18 protein-coding genes are annotated in these 26,156 nt (G+C 44.5%); 15 read left to right on the top strand and 3 right to left on the bottom strand.

What is annotated here, in order from left to right:
• The first annotated feature begins 273 nt into the window (after positions 1–273).
• From B1A85_RS11370 to B1A85_RS11350, 5 genes are all read left to right on the top strand, one after another.
• Entirely contained in the window at positions 274–1,968 is a 1,695-nt protein-coding gene (locus B1A85_RS11370; protein WP_104547026.1) for a hypothetical protein, read from the top strand.
• Between the two features lie 125 nt (positions 1,969–2,093).
• The gene (locus B1A85_RS11365) at positions 2,094–2,648 is read left to right on the top strand and encodes a DUF11 domain-containing protein (protein ID WP_104547025.1); all 555 of its coding nucleotides are present in this window, start codon (positions 2,094–2,096) and stop codon (positions 2,646–2,648) included.
• A gap of 102 nt (positions 2,649–2,750) precedes the next feature.
• Positions 2,751–4,232 (top strand): DUF11 domain-containing protein, encoded by a 1,482-nt coding sequence (locus tag B1A85_RS11360; RefSeq protein WP_210404390.1) that lies wholly within the window; start codon positions 2,751–2,753, stop codon positions 4,230–4,232.
• Positions 4,225–7,692: an invasin domain 3-containing protein gene (locus tag B1A85_RS11355; RefSeq protein ID WP_104547023.1), complete on the top strand. Its 3,468-nt coding sequence runs from the start codon at positions 4,225–4,227 to the stop codon at positions 7,690–7,692. The genes B1A85_RS11360 and B1A85_RS11355 overlap by 8 nt, the downstream gene beginning before the upstream one ends.
• 62 nt (positions 7,693–7,754) lie before the next feature.
• Positions 7,755–10,892, top strand: a complete 3,138-nt coding sequence (locus tag B1A85_RS11350) for an isopeptide-forming domain-containing fimbrial protein (RefSeq protein WP_168192387.1) — start codon at positions 7,755–7,757, stop codon at positions 10,890–10,892.
• On the opposite strand, the gene B1A85_RS11345 is transcribed toward B1A85_RS11350, so the two are convergent.
• On the bottom strand, positions 10,889–11,596 hold the full coding sequence (locus B1A85_RS11345; RefSeq protein WP_104547021.1) for a Uma2 family endonuclease: 708 nt from the start codon (positions 11,594–11,596) through the stop codon (positions 10,889–10,891). The two genes, B1A85_RS11350 and B1A85_RS11345, sit on opposite strands and share 4 nt — an antisense overlap.
• Positions 11,597–11,813: 217 nt before the next feature.
• On the opposite strand from B1A85_RS11345, the gene nrdJ reads away from it, so the two are divergent.
• The 5 genes from nrdJ to ctpC all read left to right on the top strand — a co-directional run bounded on the left by nrdJ (position 11,814) and on the right by ctpC (position 19,350).
• Positions 11,814–15,263, top strand: a complete 3,450-nt coding sequence (gene nrdJ, locus B1A85_RS11340; RefSeq protein ID WP_104547020.1) for a ribonucleoside-triphosphate reductase, adenosylcobalamin-dependent — start codon at positions 11,814–11,816, stop codon at positions 15,261–15,263.
• A gap of 113 nt (positions 15,264–15,376) precedes the next feature.
• A complete protein-coding gene (locus tag B1A85_RS11335; protein ID WP_104547019.1) occupies positions 15,377–15,595 on the top strand; it encodes a hypothetical protein in 219 nt (72 codons plus the stop codon).
• A 390-nt stretch (positions 15,596–15,985) separates the two neighbouring features.
• Entirely contained in the window at positions 15,986–16,276 is a 291-nt protein-coding gene (locus B1A85_RS11330; protein WP_015190968.1) for an RNA-binding protein, read from the top strand.
• A gap of 361 nt (positions 16,277–16,637) precedes the next feature.
• Positions 16,638–17,864 (top strand): (E)-4-hydroxy-3-methylbut-2-enyl-diphosphate synthase, encoded by a 1,227-nt coding sequence (ispG, locus tag B1A85_RS11325; protein ID WP_104547018.1) that lies wholly within the window; start codon positions 16,638–16,640, stop codon positions 17,862–17,864.
• A gap of 196 nt (positions 17,865–18,060) precedes the next feature.
• Complete coding sequence (gene ctpC, locus B1A85_RS11320) at positions 18,061–19,350, top strand: carboxyl-terminal processing protease CtpC (RefSeq protein ID WP_104547017.1); 1,290 nt, start codon at positions 18,061–18,063, stop codon at positions 19,348–19,350.
• 20 nt (positions 19,351–19,370) lie between these two features.
• Here the strand turns inward: ctpC and B1A85_RS11315 are convergent, their stop codons facing one another.
• Together B1A85_RS11315 and B1A85_RS11310 are read right to left on the bottom strand one after the other, a co-directional pair.
• Positions 19,371–19,562: a DDE transposase family protein gene (locus B1A85_RS11315; protein WP_104547016.1), complete on the bottom strand. Its 192-nt coding sequence runs from the start codon at positions 19,560–19,562 to the stop codon at positions 19,371–19,373.
• 137 nt (positions 19,563–19,699) lie between these two features.
• Positions 19,700–21,772, bottom strand: a complete 2,073-nt coding sequence (locus tag B1A85_RS11310; RefSeq protein ID WP_104547015.1) for an elongation factor G — start codon at positions 21,770–21,772, stop codon at positions 19,700–19,702.
• Positions 21,773–22,056: 284 nt separating this feature from the next.
• Here B1A85_RS11310 and B1A85_RS11305 point away from each other — a divergent pair, with 284 nt between their 5' ends.
• The 5 genes from B1A85_RS11305 to B1A85_RS11285 all read left to right on the top strand — a co-directional run bounded on the left by B1A85_RS11305 (position 22,057) and on the right by B1A85_RS11285 (position 25,978).
• Positions 22,057–22,911, top strand: coding sequence for a lipopolysaccharide assembly protein LapB (locus B1A85_RS11305; RefSeq protein ID WP_104547328.1), 855 nt, complete (start codon positions 22,057–22,059; stop codon positions 22,909–22,911).
• A gap of 121 nt (positions 22,912–23,032) precedes the next feature.
• Entirely contained in the window at positions 23,033–23,479 is a 447-nt protein-coding gene (locus B1A85_RS11300; RefSeq protein ID WP_104547014.1) for a MarR family winged helix-turn-helix transcriptional regulator, read from the top strand.
• 70 nt (positions 23,480–23,549) lie between these two features.
• Positions 23,550–24,248: a pirin family protein gene (locus B1A85_RS11295; RefSeq protein WP_104547013.1), complete on the top strand. Its 699-nt coding sequence runs from the start codon at positions 23,550–23,552 to the stop codon at positions 24,246–24,248.
• 155 nt (positions 24,249–24,403) lie between these two features.
• Entirely contained in the window at positions 24,404–25,018 is a 615-nt protein-coding gene (wrbA, locus tag B1A85_RS11290) for an NAD(P)H:quinone oxidoreductase (protein WP_104547012.1), read from the top strand.
• A gap of 210 nt (positions 25,019–25,228) precedes the next feature.
• Positions 25,229–25,978 carry a CPBP family intramembrane glutamic endopeptidase gene (locus B1A85_RS11285; protein ID WP_104547011.1) on the top strand — a complete coding sequence of 250 codons (750 nt, stop codon included), beginning with the start codon at positions 25,229–25,231 and terminating at the stop codon, positions 25,976–25,978.
• The last annotated feature ends 178 nt before the right edge of the window (positions 25,979–26,156 follow it).

Raw genomic sequence — 26,156 nt, 5'->3', positions numbered from 1 at the left:
CGCCTCAGTAATCTCCGTATTTTGCTGAAATTTCTTGCTAAAACAAGTTCAGTGTTTTCCTTAAGGTAAATGTCATCTATCTAAAGGAAGATAAAACCGTAAAGTTTGTAACGACATTGGGTAGCTAAAAGAAGTCCGCAGTTTGGCTAGAAGTTTAAAGCCTTTCTGAGAGTTTCACCTACCAACCAGCATTTTTGATTGGAAGTCATGTTTGGCTTACCAGTTGAATTTGCCATGACTACCTTTGTGCTTCGGAACTTATAGATTCCTACTATGAAAACATCCCGTAAAAGTCTTTATCGTCAACTGCTGGCAACCGGCTTACTCCTTAGTGGTGCATTTCAACTAGCAGCACCAGTACTTGCGGCTGGAACTCCTGCTGGTACAACAATTAGCAACACCGCAACTGCAACTTATGAAGATCCTAGCAATCCTGGAACTTCAATCAACGCTACTTCTAACCAAGTAACGATTACAGTTGCCAAAGTCGCTGGTATTACCGTAACAGCCGATCCAGTACAAGATGTCAACGGTGGGACAATTCAAACTGGCGATATCCTCAACTTCGATTTTACCATTACTAACACAGGTAACGACGCAACAGCAATCTTCATTCCTGGTGCGCCTTCGAGTATTACCAACGGTACGCTTTCCGGTCCACTGCTTGCCGACTTGAATAACGATGGCACATTTGAAACAGTGATTCCAGCAGTAGGCTTGACAACAGGCAGTATTGCTGCGGATCGAGTCATTAAGGTACGGGTTCCGGTAGTCGTCGGCGTAACTCCTTCTGGTACAAATGTCACAGTTGTTTTGGGTAACACTGGCGCTAATGATAATAGTGCGAGCACGCAGAACCAGCCGGATGCAGCTGATGGTGCAAATCCCAATGAGGTACGTACCATAGCTGTTGGTGGTGCGCCTGCTAATGGCGAACGCGAAGCCAGCGCCACGCAATCTGCTACCGTTGGTGCAGTACCCGAAGTTCTGAATGGTCCCTTGAATCAACCCAATGCGGTTGGACCAACAAACAATAACGACGACTTTACCAACGCATCAACCACAGTTCCCGCAGGGTTAGCACCTAATGCACCGATACCAGACCCCGCGCCACGAACGTTCACAAACACAATTGCCAATGGTTCCACGACCGATCCAATAACCGTTTCCTTACTACCAACGCCTCTTGCTGATCCCGCAGCCTTACCCAATGGTACATTAGTCACAATTACATACAACGCAGGTGAAACCGCAACTTATAGCTATAACCCTGCCACAGGCTTTACATTCGTTTCGGGTACTGGAACTTCCGCAACTGACCCTGTCAAGATTCCCTTAACACCAGCATCACCAGGTAATACCGCTAACTATCTGGTTACGATCGATTTACCCGCCAATACACCACAACTCACTGGCTTCCCCGTACCAATCACTGCTTTTAACGACATCAATAACAACGGTGCAATTGATACAGGAACCGAAGTTTTCAACACCACGATCAATCGTCTTTACACTGGCTTCGTCCGAGTTGTCAAAGAATCGCGGATTTTGCAAGGTACAGGACCTGCGGTTGTCGCTGGGGAAAATGCCTTCAGCCAAACTCCGAAAAACCCTGCACCAGGCAACATCATTGAGTACCGCATTACCTATACCAATATCTCGGAAACTGCACCAAGTGGAAGTACGGGTAACGTTGTTTTAAATGCCAGCAACTTGCGGATTATTGAAGATGGAACGACAGGTGGTAACAACTGGGCATTAGATAGTAACAGTGACGGCATTATCGACACGAGTAATGTTCCCGCAACAGCCGTTGATTCTACTGGCGGTACCGTAACGTTTGCTCCAACAGGTGATGTCCAAGGAACGACTGCGGCAACTGACGTCACTCGCTATGAAGATACAGTAGCAGGTCCCGTCACGCCAGGTAGCGCAGGGACGTTTACCTTCCAACGTCGAGTTAATTAGTTCGATTTAAGTCTGCAATCGGCAGTAGTTGTAGCGTGCTACTGCCCCCTAAACCCCCATTCATGGGGGACTTCAACGCAGATTCCTCTGCGTAAGTCTTGTCAGTAAGAAGTTAGGAGTTTTTGATGAAAAGTTTAACCTTTGTAAAATTTGCGGCGATCGCCTTAACAACTGCCTTACCTTTCGTCGCACTTCCGGCGATGCAACAAACAGTCGCGATCGCTCAAACTGTACAGCGTCAACAAGCCCAAATGCAACTTAATTTGGCTGCTGCAAAGAAAGTTGTTACGAAAGATGCTGCTGGTAAACCGCAAGTTACCTGGCAAACACTCAAAGGTAATGTTGTCGTCCAACCAGGCGATACACTGCGCTACACCGTTACCAGCGAAAATACTAGCGATCGCGCGGTGAGAAACTTTGTCGTCACGCAGCCGATTCCAAAACAAACAACTTACGTTCTCAAGTCAGCGACTGCGCCTAGCGGTACCAAAATGACTTACAGCATCGACAACGGCAAAACTTTTGTAGAAAATCCCACCATTCAAGTCAAGTTACCCGACGGTAAAGTCGAAACTCGTCCCGCACCAGCCGAACGTTACACGCATATTCGCTGGCAATATACTACCCCGATTAATGCTAAATCAACCGTGAATGCTAGTTACCAAGTGCGAGTGCGTTAATCGCTAAACCACATAACTCAACATTATCTCCTCGCTGTCAGGTGCAAATATCGCATCTGACAGTACAGATTCCTCATGCCTTTCAGTAGGAATAGCCTTGTCATGGATACGCAGCGTTGGCAACATAACTTACTACTCGCAGCAATGTTAGGAGTAAGTTTACCTGCACCCGTTTTCGCACAAACGCAACAAACAACTTCGCTCAATATTATTAATCAAGCTGCTTATAGTTACAACTTTGACGATACGCAGTCAATATCTGGATTTACTACACAAAACTCTCTAAATATTGCGGGCTTAATCGATCCCTTAGGGCAAGTTACAGGCTGCGCAGGAGAAATTCTCTCTGACTACACGGGTTTTAGCGTTGCTTTGTATGAAGTAGAACCTAACGATCCGACAAAAACTGAAGTCAGAAACCTTGTCTCGCTTACGCGTACCGAATTACCAGATATTCCAGGTAACGGAATCGCTAAAGGTTTGGCGCCAAATATAGAAAATAGTAACCCATTTTTTCTAACCAACGGCGAACAGGGCAATTATAATTTTCTGCTTGACCCTAACCGAGGGCAACTAGACATCGGTAGAACTTATGTTCTGATTGTCAATCCACCGCCTAATACAATTTACAACCAACGCCGCGTCAAAATTACGATTCAAGAACGTCGAGGCGATGTTGTTGTTTATCAAGCAACCTCTTTAGATGGTAAACCGCTCAGTTCTACAGACGATCGCACCACCCTTGTTAACACAATCAATATTCGCGATGCCGAGAGAGTAGGGTTAGTTCTCGGAACCTTAAATATAAAAACTAACATTTGTCAAGCACAAGATTTACAAATTATCAAAACAGGCGATCGCGCGACAGCTACCCCAGGCGATACAGTCATTTACCGTCTTTCGGTCAAAAACCTGGCAAGTTCCTCGATAAATAATGTCGTCATTGCCGATACTTTGCCTTTAGGATTCAACTTTGTTCCGGCTTCAGTACAAGCAGAGTTTAATGGCAATTCAGTACAAATCAATGCAACTCAGAAGAATGCGCAAGTTACCTTTCAAGCCTTAAATATTACCCTTCCACCTGCAGGAATTCTCAACGTTGCCTACGCGGCTGTTCTGACTCCGGCGGCAATTCGCGGCACAGGTGAAAATTCGGCGATCGCCACTGCCCAACGCACCGATAACAATATCAGCGTTAAAGACGGTCCGGCAATTCATCGACTCCGCCTGCTACCTGGCATTTTATCCGACTGCGGTACCTTAATCGGGCGCGTCTTTGTTGACAAAAACTTTGACGGCGAACAACAACCGAATGAACCAGGCGTGCCTAATGCTGTCATTTTTCTCGATGACGGCAACCGCGTTATTACGGATAAACAAGGGTTATTTTCTGTAGCAAATGTTTTACCTGGATATCGAACAGGCGTTTTAGACTTCACCAGTGTTCCAGGTTATCGCCTTGCCCCGAATCGCAAATTTAAAGAACGCAACAGCCAATCGCGCTTGGTACGTTTAGCCCCAGGAGGGTTAGCACGCATGAATTTTGCTGTTATCCCGCTTGCAGAGGAAGGCAGTCATGATTAAGACATTCAGCGCCTTCTTACTAATATGCACCGTTGAATTTCTCACTGGCGCGATCGCAGTTGCCACACCTGTATCATCTGATGTACCAGTACAAGCGGCATCTCAACCAACGACAACGATTAAAATTATTGCACCAAATTCGAATCAAGTTATCGATCTGCCCTCAACATCAATTACTGTCGCCTATCCAATCGATGCTCAAATCGAACTACAAGTTAACGGTGTTGCCGTTGATGATTCTTTGATTGGGCGCACGGAAACTGACACAACAAATAAACTGATAACACAAACTTGGTACGGCGTTTCCCTAGAACAAGGCGAGAACGCGATCGTTGCTGTGCCTACAACGCCAGGGTTGGCACCTGCGACAATCAAAGTTCAAGTGCGGGGTGGAGTCAAAAAAATCACACTGCAAACAGAAGCTGCCCGCATTCCAGCTGATGGACGTTCTACCACAACAATTCAAGGACAACTAATTGATGCGAATGGTAATCGGACAAATCAAAATGCTGTTGTAACTTTAGCCGCCAGTGCTGGTGAATTTGTAGAAAAAGATGTTAACCCAACGGCACCAGGATTTCAAGTACAAGCTAAGCAAGGGCAATTTAGCACCACACTGCGATCGGGTTTAGAAGCAAAAACTGTGACAATTCGCGCCGCGATCGCCGATATTGAAGCTTTTACACAACTGCAATTTGAAACCGATTTGCGACCGTCGATTGCAACTGGCGTCATTGACGTGCGTTTAGGGCGTGGTGGTACCGATTTTTATCAAAGTTTTCGCGAATTTTTACCTCCGGATGACAATAAAACTAAACTTGATATTTACGGCGCGGCTTTTGCTACAGGAAAAGTTGGCGAATGGTTATTTACAGGTGCCTACAATAGCGATCGCACTTTAAATCGAGATTGCAACGGACGCGATCGTTTATTTCGCGATACTCAACCGTGCGAACAAGCGTATCCTACCTATGGTGATAATTCTCAAGTTACAGCGCTAACACCTTCCCAAGATAGTTTGTATTTACGCTTTGAGCGATCGCCCCAAATTCTCAATGCAGAACCTGATTATGCCATGTGGGGTGACTTTGATACGCAAGAGTTTGCCCGCACTTCACAGCAATTTTCGGCAACAACGCGCCAACTGCATGGCTTTAAAGCGAACTATAACTGGGGTAATTTGCAGATTACGGGTTTCTATGGCAATAACGTCCAAGGTTTTCAACGCGATGCGATCGCCCCAGATGGAACGAGTGGCTATTACTTTCTATCGCGGCGGTTACTTTTCCCTGGTAGTGAGAATGTTTTTATTGAATTAGAAGAATTAAATCGCCCTGGTACTGTACTTTCGCGCCAACAATTGACGCGCGGCATTGACTACGATATTGATTACGATCGCGGTACTCTTTTCTTTCGCCAACCGATTTTGCGTACCGATGTCGATCAAACCGGACAGGTTTTGGTGCGACGGATTATTGCAACTTATCAATACGAAAGTCAAGAAAACGGGCGTAACACAATCTACGGTGGTCGCTTACAGTATCACATCTCGCGGCAACTCAATCAAGAAAGTTGGATTGGAGCAACTTATTTACAAGAAAATCAAGGAGTTCGTGACTTTGAATTATACGGTGCAGATGCTTCAATTGCGTTGGGTGAAAAAACACGATTAATTGCTGAATATGCACATTCAAACAACGATTCCGAACTTTTGGGGGCTATTAGTGGTTCGGCTTACCGTTTAGAAGCGATCGCAGAAATTGCCCAAGGGATTCGTGCAAGTGCCTATTTTCGCACTGCTGATACTGGATTTGCGAATAATGCCACAATTAGTTTTGTTCCTGGGCAAACGCGGTATGGCGCGCAAGTTGTTGGTAAACTTTCACCACAAACAAATTTAAGACTGCAATACGATCGCGAAGTCAATCAAGGCATAGCGCCTGAACCTTTAAGAACATTTGAAGATTTATTTACGCCACGAGTTGAACCAATACCAGGAAGTCGCGTCGATAACTCACTTACAACCATTTTGGCAGGAGTTGAACAACGCATCGGTAAAGCTAACGTCACCGTTGATTGGATTCATCGTCAAAGAGAAGATCGCATTGCACCTAATGCATTGAGTGGAACTTCCAATCAATTGCGATCGCGCCTCACCTTGCCATTAACTGATAATCTCACTTTTCTCGCGCAAAACGAACTTAGTTTCTCCGATCGAGTTGATGCCGTTTATCCCGATCGCACAATTCTTGGCTTAGACTGGGGATTGCTACCTGGTGTTAATCTGCGTTTGGCGCAACAATTTTACACGCGCGGGCAATTTGCCGGAAATTCGATTACGAGTGTAGAAGTTGTTGGCGAACACAAATTTAGTCAAAATACGATACTCACTGGACGTTATTCTATTTTTGGTGGCTTAAATGACTTTTCTGGGCAAGGTGCGATCGGTTTAAAGCATCGTTGGGACATTACACCAAGTTTAAAACTGAATTTAGCTTACGAACGCATTTTTGGCGATTTCTTCGGACGTACCGCCGCAGGGTTACAATTTGCACAGCCCTTCGCCCCAGGGCAAAGTGCCGCTTCTTTAGGATTTGGTGCAGGTAACAGCTACAGTATTGGACTTGAATATAATCCAAGTTCCGATTTTCAAGCTAATGCCCGCTACGAACATCGCACTTCTCCTAGTGGTTCTAACACAGTTATTGGAGCAAATGTTACCGGAAAAATATCTCCCGCCCTCACAGCTTTAGTACGCTATCAACAAGCCAATTTTTCTAATCAACAACTTGCCGGATTAGGAAATACAGTTAATTTCAAAGCTGGGTTAGCTTATCGCGACCCTTATAGCGATAAATTCAACGCCTTATTGCGTTACGAATACCGTAAAAATCCGGCAACGATTCCTGACACTTTACTTTTAGGCACTGGCACAGGCTATGAAGAGCATACCTTTGCTTTAGAAGCACTTTACGCTCCGAATTGGCAATGGGAATTTTACGGTAAATATGCATTGCGCAATAGTACTTCGTATCTTGCCACAGACTTGGTTGGGACAAGCACGATCAATTTGGCACAACTACGCGCTACTTACCGTTTAAGCTACAGCGTTGATTTAGTCGGTGAGGCGCGGTGGATTCATCAACCCACAACAGGCTTTAGTGAAACTGGGTTTGTCGTCGAGGCGGGTTATTATCTGACTCCCAACTTACGTTTAAGTGCAGGTTACGCCTTTGGTGATGTCAGTGACAGAGATTTTAGTGGTTCGCGTTCTTCTGGAGGTGCATATTTAGGTTTAACAGTTAAGTTGAATGAATTATTTGATGGTTTTGGATTGCAAAAACCAGTACCAGCGCCGCCTAAAACTTCTCCTGAAGTTGTGAGTTCGCAACTTCGTAATAAGTTAAAACAATCGCACCGTAACAACCAGCACCCGCAAGCGCCAGATAACACACCATGAAGGTTATTTGCCCTCTAAATCCGCAACTTATGCCCCGAATGAAGCGATTACGCAGACTAGCTATGAGTGTATTCCTAGTATTGACAACTGTTAGTTCCCCAGGCTTACTGCTACTACTGACACCAAATTCAAAAGTAGCCGCACAAACGACACAACTTTGCGCCACGCCTGGAAAAGATGGTCCAGCGACACCTACTGGTGTAGTTAACACCTACTATCCTGGAACTGCGAGTGCTAGCGCTGGTGCCACTTCAATTACCGTAGGAACTGCTACCGGGGCGACAACCCCAATAGCCGTGGGTGATTTACTACTTGTCATTCAAATGCAAGACGCCGCGATTAACTCGAATAACACTATTGCTTATGGCGATGGTACGACTGGAAGCGGTGTAAGCAACATTAACAACTCTGGTTTATATGAATATGTTGTGGCGACAAACTCGGTAGGAACTGGCGGCGGTACGCTAAATATTCAAGGTCGCGGGACAAACAACGGATTAATTAATTCTTATACTAATGCTAACTTTGGCACCCAAGGTCAGCGGCGTTTTCAAGTAGTGCGCGTACCGCAATACTCCAGCGTCAGCAGCTTAAACAACGTAAACGCGAGTGCTTGGAATGGTACGACTGGTGGTATTGTCGCAGTTGATGTTGCTGGTAGCCTCGGCGGTGGCACGATAGATGTTAGTGGTAGAGGCTTTCGAGGTGGCGGTGGTCGCGGGCTTACAGGAGGTAGTGGTGGTACTGGTACCGATTACCGCAACCTAGCAACAAATAACTTTCACGGCGCTAAAGGCGAAGGCATCGCCGGAACACCCCGCTATGTATTTAATGGTACTAGCGTTACTGATACAACTGTGGAAGGATACGTAAATGGTAGTACCGCTCGTGGCGCACCTGGTAATGCCGGGGGTGGTGGTACAGATAGTAACCCAACAGCTAATGACCAAAACTCTGGCGGTGGTGGTGGTAGTAACGGTGGCGTAGGTGGTAGAGGTGGTAATGCGTGGAGTAGTAGCGCAGCTGTCGGTGGTCTTGGAGGTGCAGTTGTTAATAATGCCGCTAATCGCGTTGTCCTCGGTGGTGGCGGTGGTGCGGGAACAACTAACAATGCAACTGGCACTCCTAGTGGTGGAGTCGCTAGTAGTGGTGCGGCTGGAGGCGGTATTGTCATGCTGCGGATTGGCAGCTTAAGTGGCAATAGCACAATTAATGCAAACGGGGCAGCGGCAAATAACTCAGTTACTAACGATGGTAGTGGTGGCGGTGGTGCTGGTGGTAGTGTTCTGGTAACGGCATTAAACGCTGGTTCGGGTAGTCTCAGTGTCAATGCTAGAGGGGGAACTGGTGGGACAAATACTGGCGGTGGATCTCCTCACGGTCCTGGTGGCGGTGGTGGCGGTGGTTTTGTTGGCCGTTCAAGTATAATTGCGGCTACGGTTGATGTATCTGGTGGAACGAATGGTACTACAGTAGTCACAACCAATAGTTTCGGTGCAACTGCTGGTGCAGCAGGTCAAAGTACTACGATTTCTTCTAGCACAATTCCTGGTGCAAGTTCGGGTGCGGAGTGCATTCCCAGTTTAACTGTTACCAAAACTACCTCTACACCCACAGTCACCAATACGCCGAGTGGTACTACGGCAACTTATACAATTACTGTTGCTAATGCTGCTGGTAGAGCCACAGCAAACGGTGTCTCTATTTCTGATCCCTTACCATCGGGCTTTACTTATGCCTCTGTAGGTAGCGTTACTCTAAATGGTGGTGCTACTCGTCCTACTACAACTAACCCGACTGCGGGTACTGCAACACCAAGCTTTGGCACTTTTAATATCCCTGGTGGTGGTAGTGTTGTGCTGACTTTTACGGTAAATATTGCCGCATCGGTGACTGCTGGCACTTACCAAAACCCTGCAACAACAACCTATAGCGATCCTACTCGTACGACAACCGCAGGTACAGCAACCGCAACTTATAATTCAGCATCGAGTACGGCTGAAGATGTCACAGTTAATTTATCTAGCCGCGTTTGTCGTGGTTCTAATATTTCATTATTTTCTTTCCAAAACCCAAATTTGGTATCAGGAACCGCTTTACAAGTAGGTGCGGTTTATCGCTTTGCTAACGTTGCTCCCAGTATTGATGCTTTGGTTAGAATAGATCGATTTAATAATGGTGCAAGGCTAAATGCTATTGATGGCACTGCTAGCGGTTCAGCTGACGCTTTTCAACCAGAACTTACTACTGCTGCAAATACCGTAGATTCGAGTGTTGATTTTACAATTACTTTTGTTAACACTGGCACAAGTACACCAGTTAATATTAGTAGCTTCCATGCTTCTGGTGTAGATATTGATGGTGATGGTAGTAGCGTTAGAGAATATATTCAATTGAGTGACTTGGCTCGATATACCTTAGAAAATCCAACCAACCTAACGGCTAGCTCTATTCCACCTTTAGTACAATTTACAGCTGCAAACACACAAAACCACCCTGGAATTAGTTTGATTGCGACTCAAAACATTGTCACTGCCGAATACTCCAATATATCGTCGTTCAGATATAGAATCGGTGCCTTGGCTACAACTACTAGCGCTTCGCAAAATCGCTTAAATTCGCTTTATTTTGACTGTATTAATTACACTAATCCAACGACAACTACTATCTCAAATAATCCTAACTTATTACTAGTTAAGCGGATTACAGCAATCAATGCTCAGGCAATTACAACTGTTGTAGACGATCCTAGCGATTCCCAGGATAATCATCCCAATTGGCAAGCAGGTTATTTACAAGGTGCAATTACAGGTAGCGTACAACCGCAACAAGAAGTCGAATATACCATTTACTTTTTGTCTACAGGTGGTGATGCTTTAAATTCAAGAATCTGCGATTTGATTCCTGCCAATAGTACTTTCATTGCGGATAGTTTTGAGACGGGCAAAGGTATCAGGATGACTTTAGGGGCGACCAGCACTAATTTAACGAATGTCAATGATGGCGATCGCGGTCGATTTTATACTTCTGTAGAAACACTTCCATCAACTTGCCGCGTTGGTAGCACTGTTAACGGGCGTGTACTGAACAATGTGAATGGTGCTGTCGTTATCGATCTAGGTACAATTCCCCGCGCAACAGCACCAGGAAACCCACCGAATTCTTATGGCTTTATTCGCTTTCGCGTTAGGGTTAATTAAAGATCGTCAGGATTTATGCCCAGATCTCGTAGTCTGGCGGCTAAACGTTCAGCGCGTTGTTCTGCTAAAGTGGCGCGATCGCTTTCTTGTTGTGCTATTTCCTCTGGGGTCGGTAGTCGCTTTCCTGCCTCATCGTACCAATAAAGCCATTCGCGCGTCCAACCTTGATACGTTCCTTCCTCACGTCCAATACCTAAGCCAATTTCTGGCATCCAACATGGTTCATCCGTTTGTAGCACGTACTGCTCATCAACCAAGCGATATACTTCCAATACCTTTCTTTTACGGTGTCTGCCTCTACCTGGGGCATAAATGACGTAGTACAAAATACCCAAACGAGCATAATCATCTTTTTTCTGTTCGTACTCGCCACTGTAAGTTTTAGAGACGACTTCTAACGCTAAAATTGGCACTTTATTATCTTCTTCCCATAAAACATAGCTTAATCGCCCTTCTTCTCCCACAAAGCGATCGACGCCTAAACTCAAAAATCCATCAGGAACAATCGGTGGTTCTCCTGGAGCATAATAAATTCCCATATCAACACCAAAGAACCAATCGCTGCGATCGGTCCAGACCAACGCCAAGACGGCTGCTAAAAGATTGGGAATCAGATTTTGCAGTTCATTGTCCACCGGAGTATCGTCAGAATCAGGCAGTTCAGCAGATGTGGGCAAACATTGCCATGGCTCGTACCGTACCATAACTGCCTCCACAAAAATGTTGAGAAAAACGCGCTTGCATCAACGATTGTAGCTTGATGGATAACGGCTTTGAGTTGCGTACTCATCTATACGCAAAGTAGAATAACCCACTACTGCTAGCGCAAATCCGCAAAAATTTCAACGTCTTTACCACTATATATAAATGACGTATAGTCTTAATCTATCCCAAACCAACACGACGTAAATTTCCTCATCTATGGTTCGAGAGCTTGAGCGTACTAACCAAACTAGTCAGTTTCCTGAAACTGCGCCTGCTGCTAATCCTGTATTTTTCAGAACCTACAGCCGCCGCCAGCCGAATGGTAAACGGGAAAGCTGGGCAGAAGTCTGCGATCGCACGCTCAAAGGTTTAGTCAAATTAGGCAAACTAACTGATGCTGAAGTAGCGGTACTAGCTAAAATGCAGCAGCAGATGAAAGCGCTGCCAAGTGGGCGTTGGTTATGGGTTGGTGGCACAGAATGGATCGAAAAGCCAGAAAATTTTTCTGGAGCCTATAACTGTACGAGTACCAACGTTACCGACTGGCGGGCGTTTGGCTTGATGATGGATTTGGCAATGATGGGGTGTGGTACTGGTGCTGTTCTCGAACCGCAGTATATCAATCAACTACCACCGATACGCAATCGCTTAAACGTATCAATTACCGGAGAAATTGGGATAACACCAGCAATCGAACGCCGAGAAAATACTGAAATTCAGATTGTTGGTAACAATATTACAATGCATGTTGGCGATAGTCGTCAAGGTTGGGTGAAATCGTATCAAACGCTTCTCGAATTATCCAGCAACGAACAATTTGCAGGAGAAGTCAATGTCCGCATCGATCTTCGTAATGTACGCCCAGCTGGTGAACTTCTCAAAGGCTTTGGTGGTGTGGCTAACCCGATCAAGCTACCCGAACTGTATCAGCGTTGTGCAGCAATTCTCAATAAAGCAGTTGGAAGGCAACTCAACTCAGTCGAATGCTGTTTATTAATCGATGAAGCTGCTGTTGTCGTCGTTGCCGGAAATGTTAGACGAAGTGCGGGAATGCGTCAAGGTGACAGCAACGATGAGTTATTTGCCAATGCTAAAAGCAATTTGTGGCAACAAGATGAAAATGGTAACTGGCGAATCGATCCTGAACGCGATGCACTGCGGATGGCAAATCATACGCGCGTGTTTCATCGTCAACCAACATTAGATGAATGTATTACCGCAGTACGCAACCAGTATTACTCAGGCGAAGGTGCAATTCAATACGCACCCGAAGCGATCGCCCGTGCAAACGCAGATATCTTAACTACTCCTGAACTCAAAAGTGAATTTCTGCAAGCTTATACTCAAGGTAAAGAACAAGCACAACAATGGTTATGCGATCGCTATAGCGAATTTTCACCTGAAGAAATTGAACATCGACTCTCAAGATACGGTCTCAATCCTTGCGTTACAGCAGAGACGTGGATTCATACGGGCGAAGGTCCAAAACAAGTCAAAGACCTAATTGGCGTACAACACAGCACCTACGTTAATGGTGAATTGTTTAGTACAACACCTCAAGGCTTTTTCTTTACGGGAGTTAAACCAGTCGTTAAGGTGCAAACGCAAGAAGGTTACAGTCTGCGCCTGACAGAAAACCATCAACTATTAAAAGTTACTGCTCAAACGCAAAAGAATCAGTATACAGAGTGGGTGGCTGCGCGTGAACTAAAGTCAGGCGATCGCATCCTCATTCACAATCATCGCGGATTAACACCTTGGGAAGGTACAGGAACACAAGAAGAAGGTTGGTTGATTGGTAACTTAATCAGCGACGGTTGTTTCAAAGTCAATCCCAAAAACTATTGCCATCAAACTAGCTTAAGAGCCTGGGACGATGCCCAAGAAACTACGCGCAATTATGCTCTTGATGTAGTCAAAAACGCTGTGCTCTGTAGTACAGAGTTAACAGAAATACACTATCAAAACAAAGATTTTGAGATAAATTCTACTGAACTAGCAAAGCTTGCTGGCGATCGTCATATTACTTCAGATAAAACAATTACTCCTACAATCGAACAAGCTAGTTTTGAGTTTTATCGTGGCTTTTTACGAGGATTATTTGACGCAGATGGTAGCATTCAGGAAAGCCAATTTCAAGGTGTGAGTGTCCGTTTAGCTCAAAGCAATTTGCAATTATTAGAAGCTGTGCAACGAATGCTACTTCGACTAGGAATTGCATCTTGCATTTACCAAAATCGACGCACTGTAGGTGCAAGACTGACGTTAGATTCCCAGCGACCACTTGCAGAATATTTTTGTAAAGACGGACTTCAACATGGTGAGGAAACCTCGCCATCCAGTCCTCCTCAGCATGAATTAGTTATTGCAAACGATAACATTTGTGTATTTCAAGAGCTGATTGGATTTCAAGAACCGACAAAAGCTGCGCGTTTAGAACAATTCTTATCAGGTGACAAGCGTAAATTTAATTGCGAACGTTTTGCTGTTACAGTATTAAGTATTGAGCCAGATGGAGAAGAAGCTGTATATGATTGTACAGTGCCTTCTGCAGCAAGATTTGATGCTAATGGGTTGGTGGCGCACAATTGTGGAGAAATTATTGGCGCTAACTTCCATTGTAATTTGTCCGAGATCCATCTTAATCAAATAGATCCAAATAACGAGCGAGAACAACAAGAAGCCTTTACCGCAGGTGCGCTTTCAGTTGCTACGTTATTAAATCACAAATTTATTGAACCACGCTATCAAGAATCGCGCGAATTAGACCCGATCGTTGGTGTATCTTTTACAGGGTTATTTGACTTTTTTGTTCGTGCTTTTGGTGTCGAGTGGCTGCGGTGGTGGACAGCAGGAAGACCAGCAACACCGCAAGGCTTAGAATACAAACAAAAAGAGCAAGAATACCTGAGTCGGTGGAAAGACATTGTTCATCAGGTGATTTGGGAATATTGCGATCGCCACAACATTAAATGCCCAAACCGTTGTACGACAGTCCAACCATCAGGTACAAAATCCTTACTCACAGGTGCTTCTCCAGGTTGGCACCCCCCTAAAGCGCAACGCTTTATTCGTCGGATTACGTTCCGCAAAAACGATCCTGTAGCCCTCGCTTGTATTGACTACGGCTACAACGTTGTTCCATCACAATCAGATAAAGACGAAAATGGCAATCTCCTCAACGATCCCTTCGATCCGCGCTGTACCGAGTGGTTAGTCGAAATTCCTGTCGCTGTCTCTTGGGCTGATTTACCAGGTGCGGACGAAATTGATATCAGTCAATTTAGCGCGACTTCTCAAATGGATTTTTATATGCAAGTCCAAAAACATTACGTCTCGCACAATACCTCTGCGACAATTGAACTGCGGGAAAACGAAGTTGAAGCCCTAGGAACTCGCATCTACGAGGCTATCAACCATAATGAAGGTTACATCTCTGCCGCACTTTTGGCACGATTTGACGCTCATCAAACGTTCCCGCGTTTACCTTTTGAACCAATATCGAAACAACAATATGACGAATTAATGCAACAAGTTAAAACGCGACGTCGCACTCATGATTTTCAATCAGCACTCATGCAATACGACGCGAAAGATTTATCCGAAGTAGGACCTGCGGGGTGTGATTCTGATAAATGTCTGTTTTCTGAGCAAAAGCCTGTTTAACTGCACGCATGAGCCTTCTATTTCTAGGAGACTTGTCACCTCTTGCAAGTATAGCCAGCAGCGGTAAACGCTAGAATAAAAGGCAATCAAGGAGACGTAAAGGATATTATGTTATGTTTGGAAACGAACTCAAGCCAATTTTCCAACAACTGACTCAGCATCCAGGGTCGTTTTTAGGCGGTTTCTTTTCTGGTTTATTACGCTTAAATCTAGGGGAAGATCCTGTAAAAAGCTGGCTCGACCAACAGCTAGGTTACACAACTTACGTATCGCCAACAAGTCAGCCACAAAATGGTAAAACCAGCGGTCCCCAGTCAATTTCAATTGAGTAATTCCTACTACTGAGGCGATCGCCTCATGACCGATCATTAAGTCTCAACAAGCATAATATTTCCTAATCAATCATATCCGTATAACAGTACCAAAAAAACTTGCCGCGCCACTATATGGTATTTGATGTAATTAGAGAAATTAAACTAATACAAAACATATAGTCTTTGTAATGCAAGTAACCTTTAATGACTGAGCGAATAGGATATGATAAAACCGTATGCGTAAGTTCAGTCCTATCATTGGTTGAGTTTTAGACGCTGCCGAATCGGTCGCTAAGCTGAAAATTCTATCACTGGTAAAAAAGACGCACTGCACTCTCGGCATGCCTCCTGGTTCAGGTCGTCTTGAGTTACTGAACTTTAGCTTCTGTTCAGACTTACGTGATCGATATGACTATTTACGTTGGAAACCTCTCCTACCGCGCCACAGAAGACGACTTGAGAGCAGTATTTGCAGAATATGGCACAGTAAAAAGAATTGTCTTACCGACCGACCGAGAAACAGGTAGAATGCGCGGCTTTGCTTTTGTTGACATGACAGAAGATGCCCAAGAAGATGCCGCAATCACTGAGTTAGACGGTGCTGAATGGATGGGACGTCAACTCAGAGTAAATAAAGCTAAACCACGTGAAGAAAATAACCGACGTAACGGTACAGGTATGCGCAGAAACGAGTATTAATCAGGTTTACTACCACTAGTTCGAAATTGCAACATCAACCGCAATTTAACTAGTTAAAATTTGATAAATAAAACTGCTCCGGCAAGTTATGGAACGCAGATAAGACACCATAGCAAGTCGGCTATTTTTGTTGCAATATTTTCCTCTGATACGTAGAAGATATACTGAGGAAATGATAGAAGCTCAAAACCATGACCAAAGCTAGCTTTTGACTCTCAACTCTAATCCCTGCTATATCTGCCGATTGTGCAATCTTATCGTTTAAACTAGCGCTGTTTCCACCAAATTTGACACAAGTGTGGCACTCTGAAAAACAGAGAGGAATATTTTAAATTTTCGCAAGTAACTAGCGGACAGCGTTATGCAAACCTTGCCTACTCCATCAACTACGATTAACCCAACCTCTGGGCTCCTAACAGACACCACAATTCATCGTCGCAAAACTCGTCCGGTGAAAGTCGGTAATGTCACAATTGGCGGTGGCTATCCCGTTGTGGTGCAATCAATGATTAACGAAGACACGCTTGATGTAGATGGCTCCGTTGCAGCGATTCGGCGCTTGCACGAGATTGGCTGTGAGATTGTCCGAGTTACTGTACCTAGCATGGCTCATGCTAAAGCCTTAGCAGAAATTAAACAGAAACTACATCAAACTTATCAGCCTGTGCCACTGGTCGCAGACGTGCATCATAATGGAATGAAAATTGCCCTAGAAGTTGCTAAGCACGTAGACAAAGTGCGAATCAACCCTGGGTTGTACGTATTTGAAAAACCAAAAGCAGATAGAACCGAATACACGCAAGCCGAATTTGATGAAATCGGTGACAAGATTCGCGAAACTTTAGAACCCTTAGTTATCTCCTTACGCGACCAAGGTAAAGCGATGCGCATTGGTGTCAACCACGGTTCGCTTGCTGAGAGAATGTTGTTTACCTACGGCGATACACCTGAAGGAATGGTAGAATCTGCCTTAGAGTTCATCCGCATCTGCGAATCATTAGATTTTCGGAACTTGGTCGTTTCCCTAAAAGCTTCGCGCGTTCCTGTGATGCTTGCTGCCTATCGCTTGATGGCACAAAGAATGGATGAATTAGGAATGGATTACCCATTTCATCTCGGTGTCACCGAAGCGGGTGATGGTGAGTATGGTCGCATTAAATCTACTGCCGGAATTGGAACACTCTTAGCTGAAGGAATCGGCGATACGATCCGCGTCTCGCTCACTGAAGCGCCAGAAAAAGAAATTCCCGTCTGCTACAGCATTTTGCAAGCTCTTGGCTTACGCAAAACGATGGTGGAGTATGTCGCTTGTCCCTCTTGCGGTCGAACCTTGTTCAATTTAGAAGAGGTATTACACAAAGTGCGCGAAGCAACGAAACACCTGACTGGCTTAGATATCGCAGTAATGGGTTGTATTGTCAATGGTCCCGGAGAAATGGCAGATGCAGATTACGGCTATGTCGGTAAGCAACCAGGTTACATTTCGCTATATCGAGGTCGCGAAGAAATCAAGCGCGTTCCTGAAGCGCAAGGCGTGGAAGAGTTGATTAATCTGATTAAAGCAGATGGGCGTTGGGTTGACCCATAAACTTGCTTAAGATCAGGGGTTGGGAAACTTAGGCAATAAGTTAAGAATGATGAAGGAATATTTAAGAATATTTATCCTTCGTAAATTTTTAAATTTCACCTCTCCCGACCCCTAGTATCCGAACCCTATTGACTCCGATCGTGTGTTACATTGAGCATACTTGAATTGCATTTTCCCTCCGACTTTTGCAGTCATTATGGTCATTTCAAAACGTGGGCTTGTTCTGGGTGCAACAGCAGCAATGCTGACAACAGTTGCGATCGCAGGTGCGGGGATTCACTCGCGAGGTCAGGCTTTTTTTCAAGAAAGTCCTAAAGAATTAGTAGATGAAGTCTGGCAGATCATAGACCGTCAGTATGTAGATGGCACCTTTAACCAAGCTAATTGGCAAGCTGTCCGCCGCGAGTTTCTCAACCGGTCTTACAACAGCAAAGAAGATGCCTATAAAGCCATTCGCGAGATGCTCAAAAAGCTAGATGACCCTTACACTCGCTTCATGGACCCCGATGAGTTCAGAAATATGCAAGTTGAAACTTCTGGGGAACTTACGGGTATTGGTATTCAAATTGCCCAGGACGAGAAAACCAAAAAATTGACTGTAATTGCTCCAATTGAAGATACTCCAGCCGCAAGAGCAGGCATTCTTGCCAAGGATATTATTCTCCAAATCGACGGTCAAAGTACGGAAGGCATGGATATCAATCAAGCGGTGTCCATGATTAAGGGTAAGCCAGGAACCCAAGTGCGATTAACGATTCTGCGAGACAACCAGCAGCGGGAGTTTCAAATCACGCGAGCGCGAATTGAACTGCACCCTGTCCGCTACAGCTTGCAACCGTCTTCGATGGGCAACATTGGCTATATTCGCTTGACTCAATTTAGCGCAAATGCCGCCGCAGAAATGCGAAATGCGATTCGAGATTTAGAGAAACAGCAGGTTCAAGGATATATTTTGGATCTGCGTTCTAATCCTGGTGGCTTGCTATTTTCCAGCGTAGAAATTGCACAAATGTGGTTGCAAGATGGCACGATTGTTTCTACAGTCGATCGCCAAGGAAAAAGAGATATTGAAAAATCTAACCACCGTGCTTTGACAGATAAACCTGTCGTCGTTCTGGTCGATGGTGGTTCCGCAAGTGCAAGTGAAATTCTAGCTGGGGCTTTACAAGATAATAATCGTGCTGTAGTCGTAGGGACGCGAACCTTTGGTAAAGGCTTAGTTCAATCAGTACGCGGGCTAGGCGATGGGTCAGGTTTAGCTGTCACGATCGCTAAATACTTTACACCCAACGGTCGCGATATTAATAAAGCAGGAATTAATCCTGATATCGTTGTCGAACTTACGGAGCAACAAAAAGAATCACTCCTTCAAGACCGAGAAAAAATTGGTACGGCTGCCGATCCGCAATACTCCGCCGCCTTAAACGCCCTGCAAAAAGAAATTGCGGCAAAACGCGGTAATCGCGCCGTCATCACGCCACAGTAGACTTGACAATTTGTACTGCTTTACATAGGCTGGCACTTGCCAGCTCGAATTAACCCTACCCGCCGTGCGAAGGCTTCCTCTTGTGACGAAAAAGGACCCCAGCGGTCTTTAGCGGATACCTGCAGTTTGTCATCAGTGCGATCGCTCGGTACAACTTCGCAGTGACCAGTGGGACGTTTAATAATATACCAAGCTTGGGGATGGTTGCTCATATGTAATAATTCGTAAGTCGTAGTTTGTAGTTTGTAATTAAAAAAGTAAAAAATTTATAAACAAAGGGAAGGTTAACGAGCCTTCCCAACTATCGCTTATTTCTTGTGTCGATCTTTAGCTGAACTCACCATTTGTGCTATTTATGATTATTACCATTGCCGTTACCGTTAGTAGTCGAGCAAACTCGCTCAGCTAACTTTTCGGGAACCTCTTGAAGATGATGATATTGCCAGTGAAACGAACCAACGCCTAAAGTCAGCGATCGCAACTCAACAATAAAGTTGTGCATCTCGGCTTGTGGTAAGTAGGCAGTGACGTTATCCCACCCTTGCCAATCACTTCTCCCTTCGTAACCTAAAATTTGTCCTCGACGTCCGCTGATGAGTTGCAGCACCTTAGAAGTAAATTCATTTGGTGTTGTGACTTCAATTGATACAATCGGTTCGAGTAGCGTAGGCTCCCCTTGCGGCATTCCTGTTTGCATGGCAATCCGCGCTGCTTGCTTAAACGCTTGCTCGGAACTATCTACACTATGATATGAACCGTTTGTCAGCGTAACTGCAATATCGACAATCGGGAAACCTAAAGGTCCGTGGGCGAGATATTCGCGAACTCCTGTTTCCACGCCTGGAATGTACTGCTTGGGTACGACTCCGCCAACAATAGTTTCCTTAAAGTCAAAGCCTTCGCCGCGGGGTAGGGGTTTAATTTCTAAATATACGTCGCCAAACTGTCCGTGACCGCCACTTTGGTGCTTATAACGCCCGTGTACTGAGGAAACTGGTTTGCGAATAGTTTCTTTGTAGGGTACTTGTGGCAAATGTGTTGTCATCGGTAAATTATATTTCCGTCGCAAGCGGTCTAAAGCAACTTGCAAGTGAATTTCACCTTGACCCCACAGAATGACTTCGTGCGTGTCGCCGTGTTGCTCCCAATAAAGTGCCGGATCTTCTTCTAAAAGTTTACTGAGCGCCCCACTCAGTTTGACCTCATCGTTGCGTTTTTCTGGCGTAATTGCTAAAGCATAAACCGGGTCTATACGTTCTGCCTTAGGCAATTCTGAAACGAGTTCGCTATTCGATGACAGCGTGTCGCCTGTGTTGATTCCTTCTAAACGCGAGAGTGCTACAATATCGCCTGCATATGCCTCAGTAAGAGAAGTTGTTTGTTGTCCCATGAGGCGATAAATACCACCTGTACGCACTCCATTCAAGACAATTCCATCGGTTAGTTTACCTTGCCAAACTCGGACTAGTGAAAGTTTACCCCCTTGGGGCGTATAGTAAGTTTTTAGAACCTGCGCTAATGGTGCATCTGCGTGCAAAACAACGCCGCGACGTTCTGCGGTTGTTTCTGGTGTTGGTGCTTCTCTAAGAAGTGCTTTGAGGAGCGATCGCACGCCAAAATCTTGTTCAGCCACTCCAAAAAATACCGGAACAACTAAATCTGCTCCTAGTTCTAGCCGCAGATCTTGAATGATTTCTTCTTGTGGCGGATTAATTTCTTCTAGCAGTTCTTCTAACAAATGGTCGTCAAAGTTGGCGAGTTCTTCCAACATTTCCGCACGTGCGGCTTGCTCTTGTTCCTTAAATGCTTCGGGAAATGGAATGGGATCGCAAGCTGCGCCTGTATGATACTGATAAGCTTGTTCGCTTACCAAGTCAATAAATCCGGTAATTTGTTCGCCTTGCGCGATCGGGTATTGATGCGGAACAATTGGACGGCTAGAGATTGATTTTAAGGCGTGCAACATCTCCATAAAGTTGCTGCTGCCTTTGTCCATTTTATTGACAAAGACTAGGTGAGGAATTTCCCAGTCATCTAAAAATTTAAATATCGGCGCTAGCGTGAGCAGTCGTTGCTTTGATTCGTTGGAATTATCGCTTGTTGGTTCGCAAACAACGATCGCTGCATCAACTCCCATCAGGGCATTGTAAGTTTCCTGCACAAATTCTACCGAGCCAGGACAATCGATAAAGTTAAAACGGACGCCGTTATACTCTGTACTAGCAGCATTTACTTCGACACTCATGTGGCGATCGCGAGCTTCGGCTGCGCTATCTCCTACCGTATTACCGTCGCGTATACTACCCTTGCGGGAGATTGCCCCAGTTACGAAGAGCAAACTTTCTAGCAACGTTGTTTTGCCACTTAAATATGGGCCGACAATGGCAACATTGTGCAAGCCCATTTTTCCTTTTTCATTCATAAAATCCTCCTGAGCTTTGCTCGCGAAAGCACTGCATCTTTAAAGTAATTCGAGAAGCGATAATTGATGCTGTAGGAAATTATCTGTCATTTAATCTTACTATTACCTATCTTTAATCAGAGCAACAAAAATCGTAGTCTCTTGTAAGATTTTGCTTAATAATAGTTAAGCAAAACAAATTTTTATACAAGATTTTGAATTTTTATAAAGAGATGTCAGAATTTAGATTCATTGAACTTTTTTCAAAAAAAATAGTCCTATTGTTAATATCAGCTTTCACAGTCATTACTTTTGCTAAAGAAGGCTTAACGATACCTGATTTAGCACCAGCAAACTCCCAAACTGCTGCGGATTGGGTCAATCGAGGACTAAAGCTGATACAACAAAATCAACACAAAGAGGCGATCGCCGCGTTTGAAACAGCAACTCAACTCGATCCCAAATTAGCACCAGCACACTACAATTTAGGACTTGCTTTACGCGAAATTGGACAACTTCAACCTGCTGCCGATGCATTTTATCGTGCCATTGTAGCCGAACCAAAGTTTGCTTTAGCTTATGCTAACCTAGGAGCAGTACTACTAGAAGGAAACAACCCGCAACAAGCGCAAGAATTTTTACAAAACGCAATAAAACTCGAACCAAATTTAGGACTAGCGCATTACAACCTTGGTTTAGTAAAAGAGCAACAGCAAGATTGGCAAGGCGCGATCGCCGCGTACAATACAGCACTTAAATACAGCCCAAACTTACCGGAAATTACTTATCATTTAGGTGTTGTCTATCTTCAACAAAATCAAATTGAGCAAGCGATCGCTGCCTTTCGCGAAGCAATCAAATTAAAACCAAACTATGCTGAAGCTCACTACAATTTAGGAGCTATTTTGTTTGGGCAAGGCAATTTTCAATCCGCGCTAGAAGCTTTTCGCCAATCTGCCTTAGCAAACCGAAACTATGCTAACGCGTATTATGCCGCAGGGCTAGTTTATATGCACTTGGGGCAATATCAAAACGCACAAACAGTTTTACAATCTGCCAAAACCTTGTACGCCTCTCAAGGCAATTCGCAGTGGGCAAAAATTACTGCGGAACTTCTACAACAAGCTAATAGCCAAACCGTAGAGCGTAAATTACACTAACGAAGGTCGATAAAAGACTAGCTGCGAATTTATTTGCCAAGCAGATGTAGTTAAAGTAGTTGACAAAAAGAAGATGGATAGGATAATTTTATATTAAATTATTTGATATTGAATTATCGGCATGGGAACGCGATATCATGGTACAGAAGAAGAGGTAAGAGCATTAAACGCGTATATTAAGTTGGTACGTGCAGCAGATTCAGTATCATCTCGCATTCATCGTCATTTGGAAGAAACAAACTTAACAATTACACAATTTGGTGTTTTAGAAGCGCTGTACCACTTGGGTTCGATGTATCAACGCGACCTCGCCGCAAAACTCCTGAAAAGTGGTGGTAATATCACCTTGGTCATTGATAATTTGGAAAAGCGAGAGTTGGTTAAACGCGAACGCGAACCTGACGATCGCCGTTGTATTCGAGTCAACCTAACCGAATCGGGAAAACAGTTAATTAGTCGCATCTTTCCGACCCATGTTGCAGCTGTAGTTGCAGAAATGGCGGCGCTAAGTCCGCCTGAACAAGAAGAACTGGGGCGTCTATGTCGGCGGTTGGGTAAAAAAGAATGATTGTTGATGCTGTTTTTTTACGCAATTAATTTAATATTAAACAATTTAATTTAATTCAAAGGAGGAAGTGATGATTAGATTACGTCTCGGAAGCGATCGCGGTCATGCGAATCATGGTTGGCTAGACACCTACCATACATTTTCCTTTGCAAATTACTACGATCCTGAACATATGGGATTTCGGGCTTTGCGGGTCATCAATGAAGACCGCGTTCATCCAGGGAGAGGTTTTGGCGCACACGGTCATCGTGACATGGAAATTATCACTTATGTACTCGAAGGCGCACTTGAACATAAAGATAGCTTAGGTAACGGTGCCATCATTACACCAGGCGAAGTACAGCGGATGAGTGCAGGAACGGGGATTGTTCATAGCGAATTTAATCCTTCAAAAACTGACTTAGTTCATCTACTGCAAATTTGGATTTTACCGAATCAGCAAGGATTAGAACCGAGTTACGAACAGCGAATGTTTCCCTTAGCCGAAAGACAATCACAACTGCGATTAATTGCAGCAAGTGATGCGCGCGACGGAGCAGTTAAGATTCACCAAGATGTCGATTTGTACAGTTCGGTATTAAAAGCAGGCGATCGCCTATCTTATCAATTGCAACGCAATCGTTATGGTTGGTTACAAGTAGCAAGAGGAACAGTTAATCTCAATGGTCACGCCTTACAAGCCGGTGATGGTGTGGCTATCAATGAAGCCGAGTTACTCAAAATCAGCACAGATAGCGGTGCAGAAATTTTGCTATTTGATTTGGCGTAATAAAGCTGATTCGGTTGAAACCGCAGCTACACAGATGAAACCTACAAAGATAGGTTTTTAATAACCCTTGCTATTGTGTTAGTCCACGCAAGTGGAAAGGATTTTTGAGCCGCGACAAGAGTCGCCAGGCGTTCGCAGAATTTTAAGAGGTAAAAATGAAAATTGTGATTGTCTATTACTCGATGTACGGACACACGCTACAAATGGCAAAAGCTGTCGCAGAAGGTGCTAGTTCAATTCCGCAAGCCGAAGTGATGCTACGCCGCGTGCAAGAGTTTCCAGAAGTTGACAAAATTATCGATCAAAACGAGTTTGCTAGCCAGGTGCGCGAACAGCAAAAAGATATACCTGTTTGCACTGTAGATGATTTGCGCGAAGCTGACGCTGTGATATTGGGTTCTCCGACTCGCTACGGTAATATGTGCGCGCAAATGAAGCAGCTCATCGATTCAACCGCACAGCTATGGCTTAAGGGTGAAATGGAAGGTAAACCCGCAGCTGTATTCACCTCCACAGCTTCGACTCACGGCGGACAAGAGACAACGCTACTCACAATGATGGTTCCGTTGTTGCACTTAGGTATGCTCATTGTAGGTATACCTTATTCTGTACCAGGAATGATTCATACACAAGCGCGTGGCGGTACACCTTATGGGGCTACAACAATAGCAGGCGGACAAGGGGAGTTGCAACCGACATCAGAAGACTTGGAAATTTGCAAAGCGTTGGGGCGTCGTGTGGCTGAGGTAGCGGCTAAGGTGCGATCGTAATTTTTGACTGCCACAGTCATCTTGATTATACGACTGTGGTGGTTCTGTTTACTTGACTCGGCTAAAGAAGATTGCAGCACCGACAATTAAACTTAAGAGGACTAAAGGAACCCAAAGATTTGGCAAATCTGCTGTCGTCATGACTATAAAATTAATGCACTGGCTTTCGACGTAAGAATTGAACTCTCATTTGGAAAAAATACAATTTCAATGAAGCTGTTTGCAATTTTATGGCTAACAGGTATGACAGGTGTTATTTCTATTTTGGGGATGAACTTACCCATTCCTGAAGATGAAGAACTGCAATTACCTCTTTGGAGTATCAAATTACTTTCCTTGATTCAGCCAACCATTCTTTTATCCATTGCCGTGTTAATTGGTGTTACTCTAGCTCATAAAGTTGGATTATCAGCACCTTTAGCTGAGGCAGTAGCCTATGGAACCTCGATCGCCAGGGCTATTCAGCCTCAAGTGATTCCAGGGATTATTGGCGGTTTAGTAGGGAGTATCGCACTGATTACTATCGAGTTCTTTACCAAGCCCTTGTTACCCTTGGATTTTGTACTCAAAGGTGAAGCGTTCTCAAACAATACCTCATTTTTAACTCGCATTCTGTATGGCGGTATTACTGAAGAGTTGTTGCTGAGATGGGGAGTGATGACGCTTTTTGTATGGATCGGTTGGTACATTTTTGCAAAAGGGCAGGGTGAACCTTCTGTATACTGCTTTGTAGCAGCGATCGCACTTTCCGCTTTTCTCTTCGGCTTGGGTCATTTACCGCTTGTCTTTGCACTAGGAACACCAGTAACAACTTTAGTGGTTGCTTATGTAATTATCGGTAATTCAGTTTTTGGTTTAATAGCAGGCTATCTCTACTGGTATCTAGGTTTAGAAGCGGCAATGATTGCTCATATGCTGTTTCATATTGTTCGTGTAACTGTAAACTATTTTGCTCGATAACACAACGACGCTGGTAGTTTCTTGTTGAGCTTGATGTAAATTTGAAATGCGTGAGTGTTTGGTGGACTACTTCGATTTGAAAAAACCACAGAGGCGCAGAGAACGCAAAGTAAAGAGATCGAGAGAGATTGTTGGGAAGAAGTTGAGCTGGTATTTATATAATGCAACGTTCGGCGGC

This window comes from Chroococcidiopsis sp. TS-821, assembly GCF_002939305.1.
GTDB lineage: Bacteria > Cyanobacteriota > Cyanobacteriia > Cyanobacteriales > Chroococcidiopsidaceae > Chroogloeocystis.
Note: the sequence above shows the minus strand (reverse complement) of the source record. Positions and strands in the feature narration are given on the sequence as shown.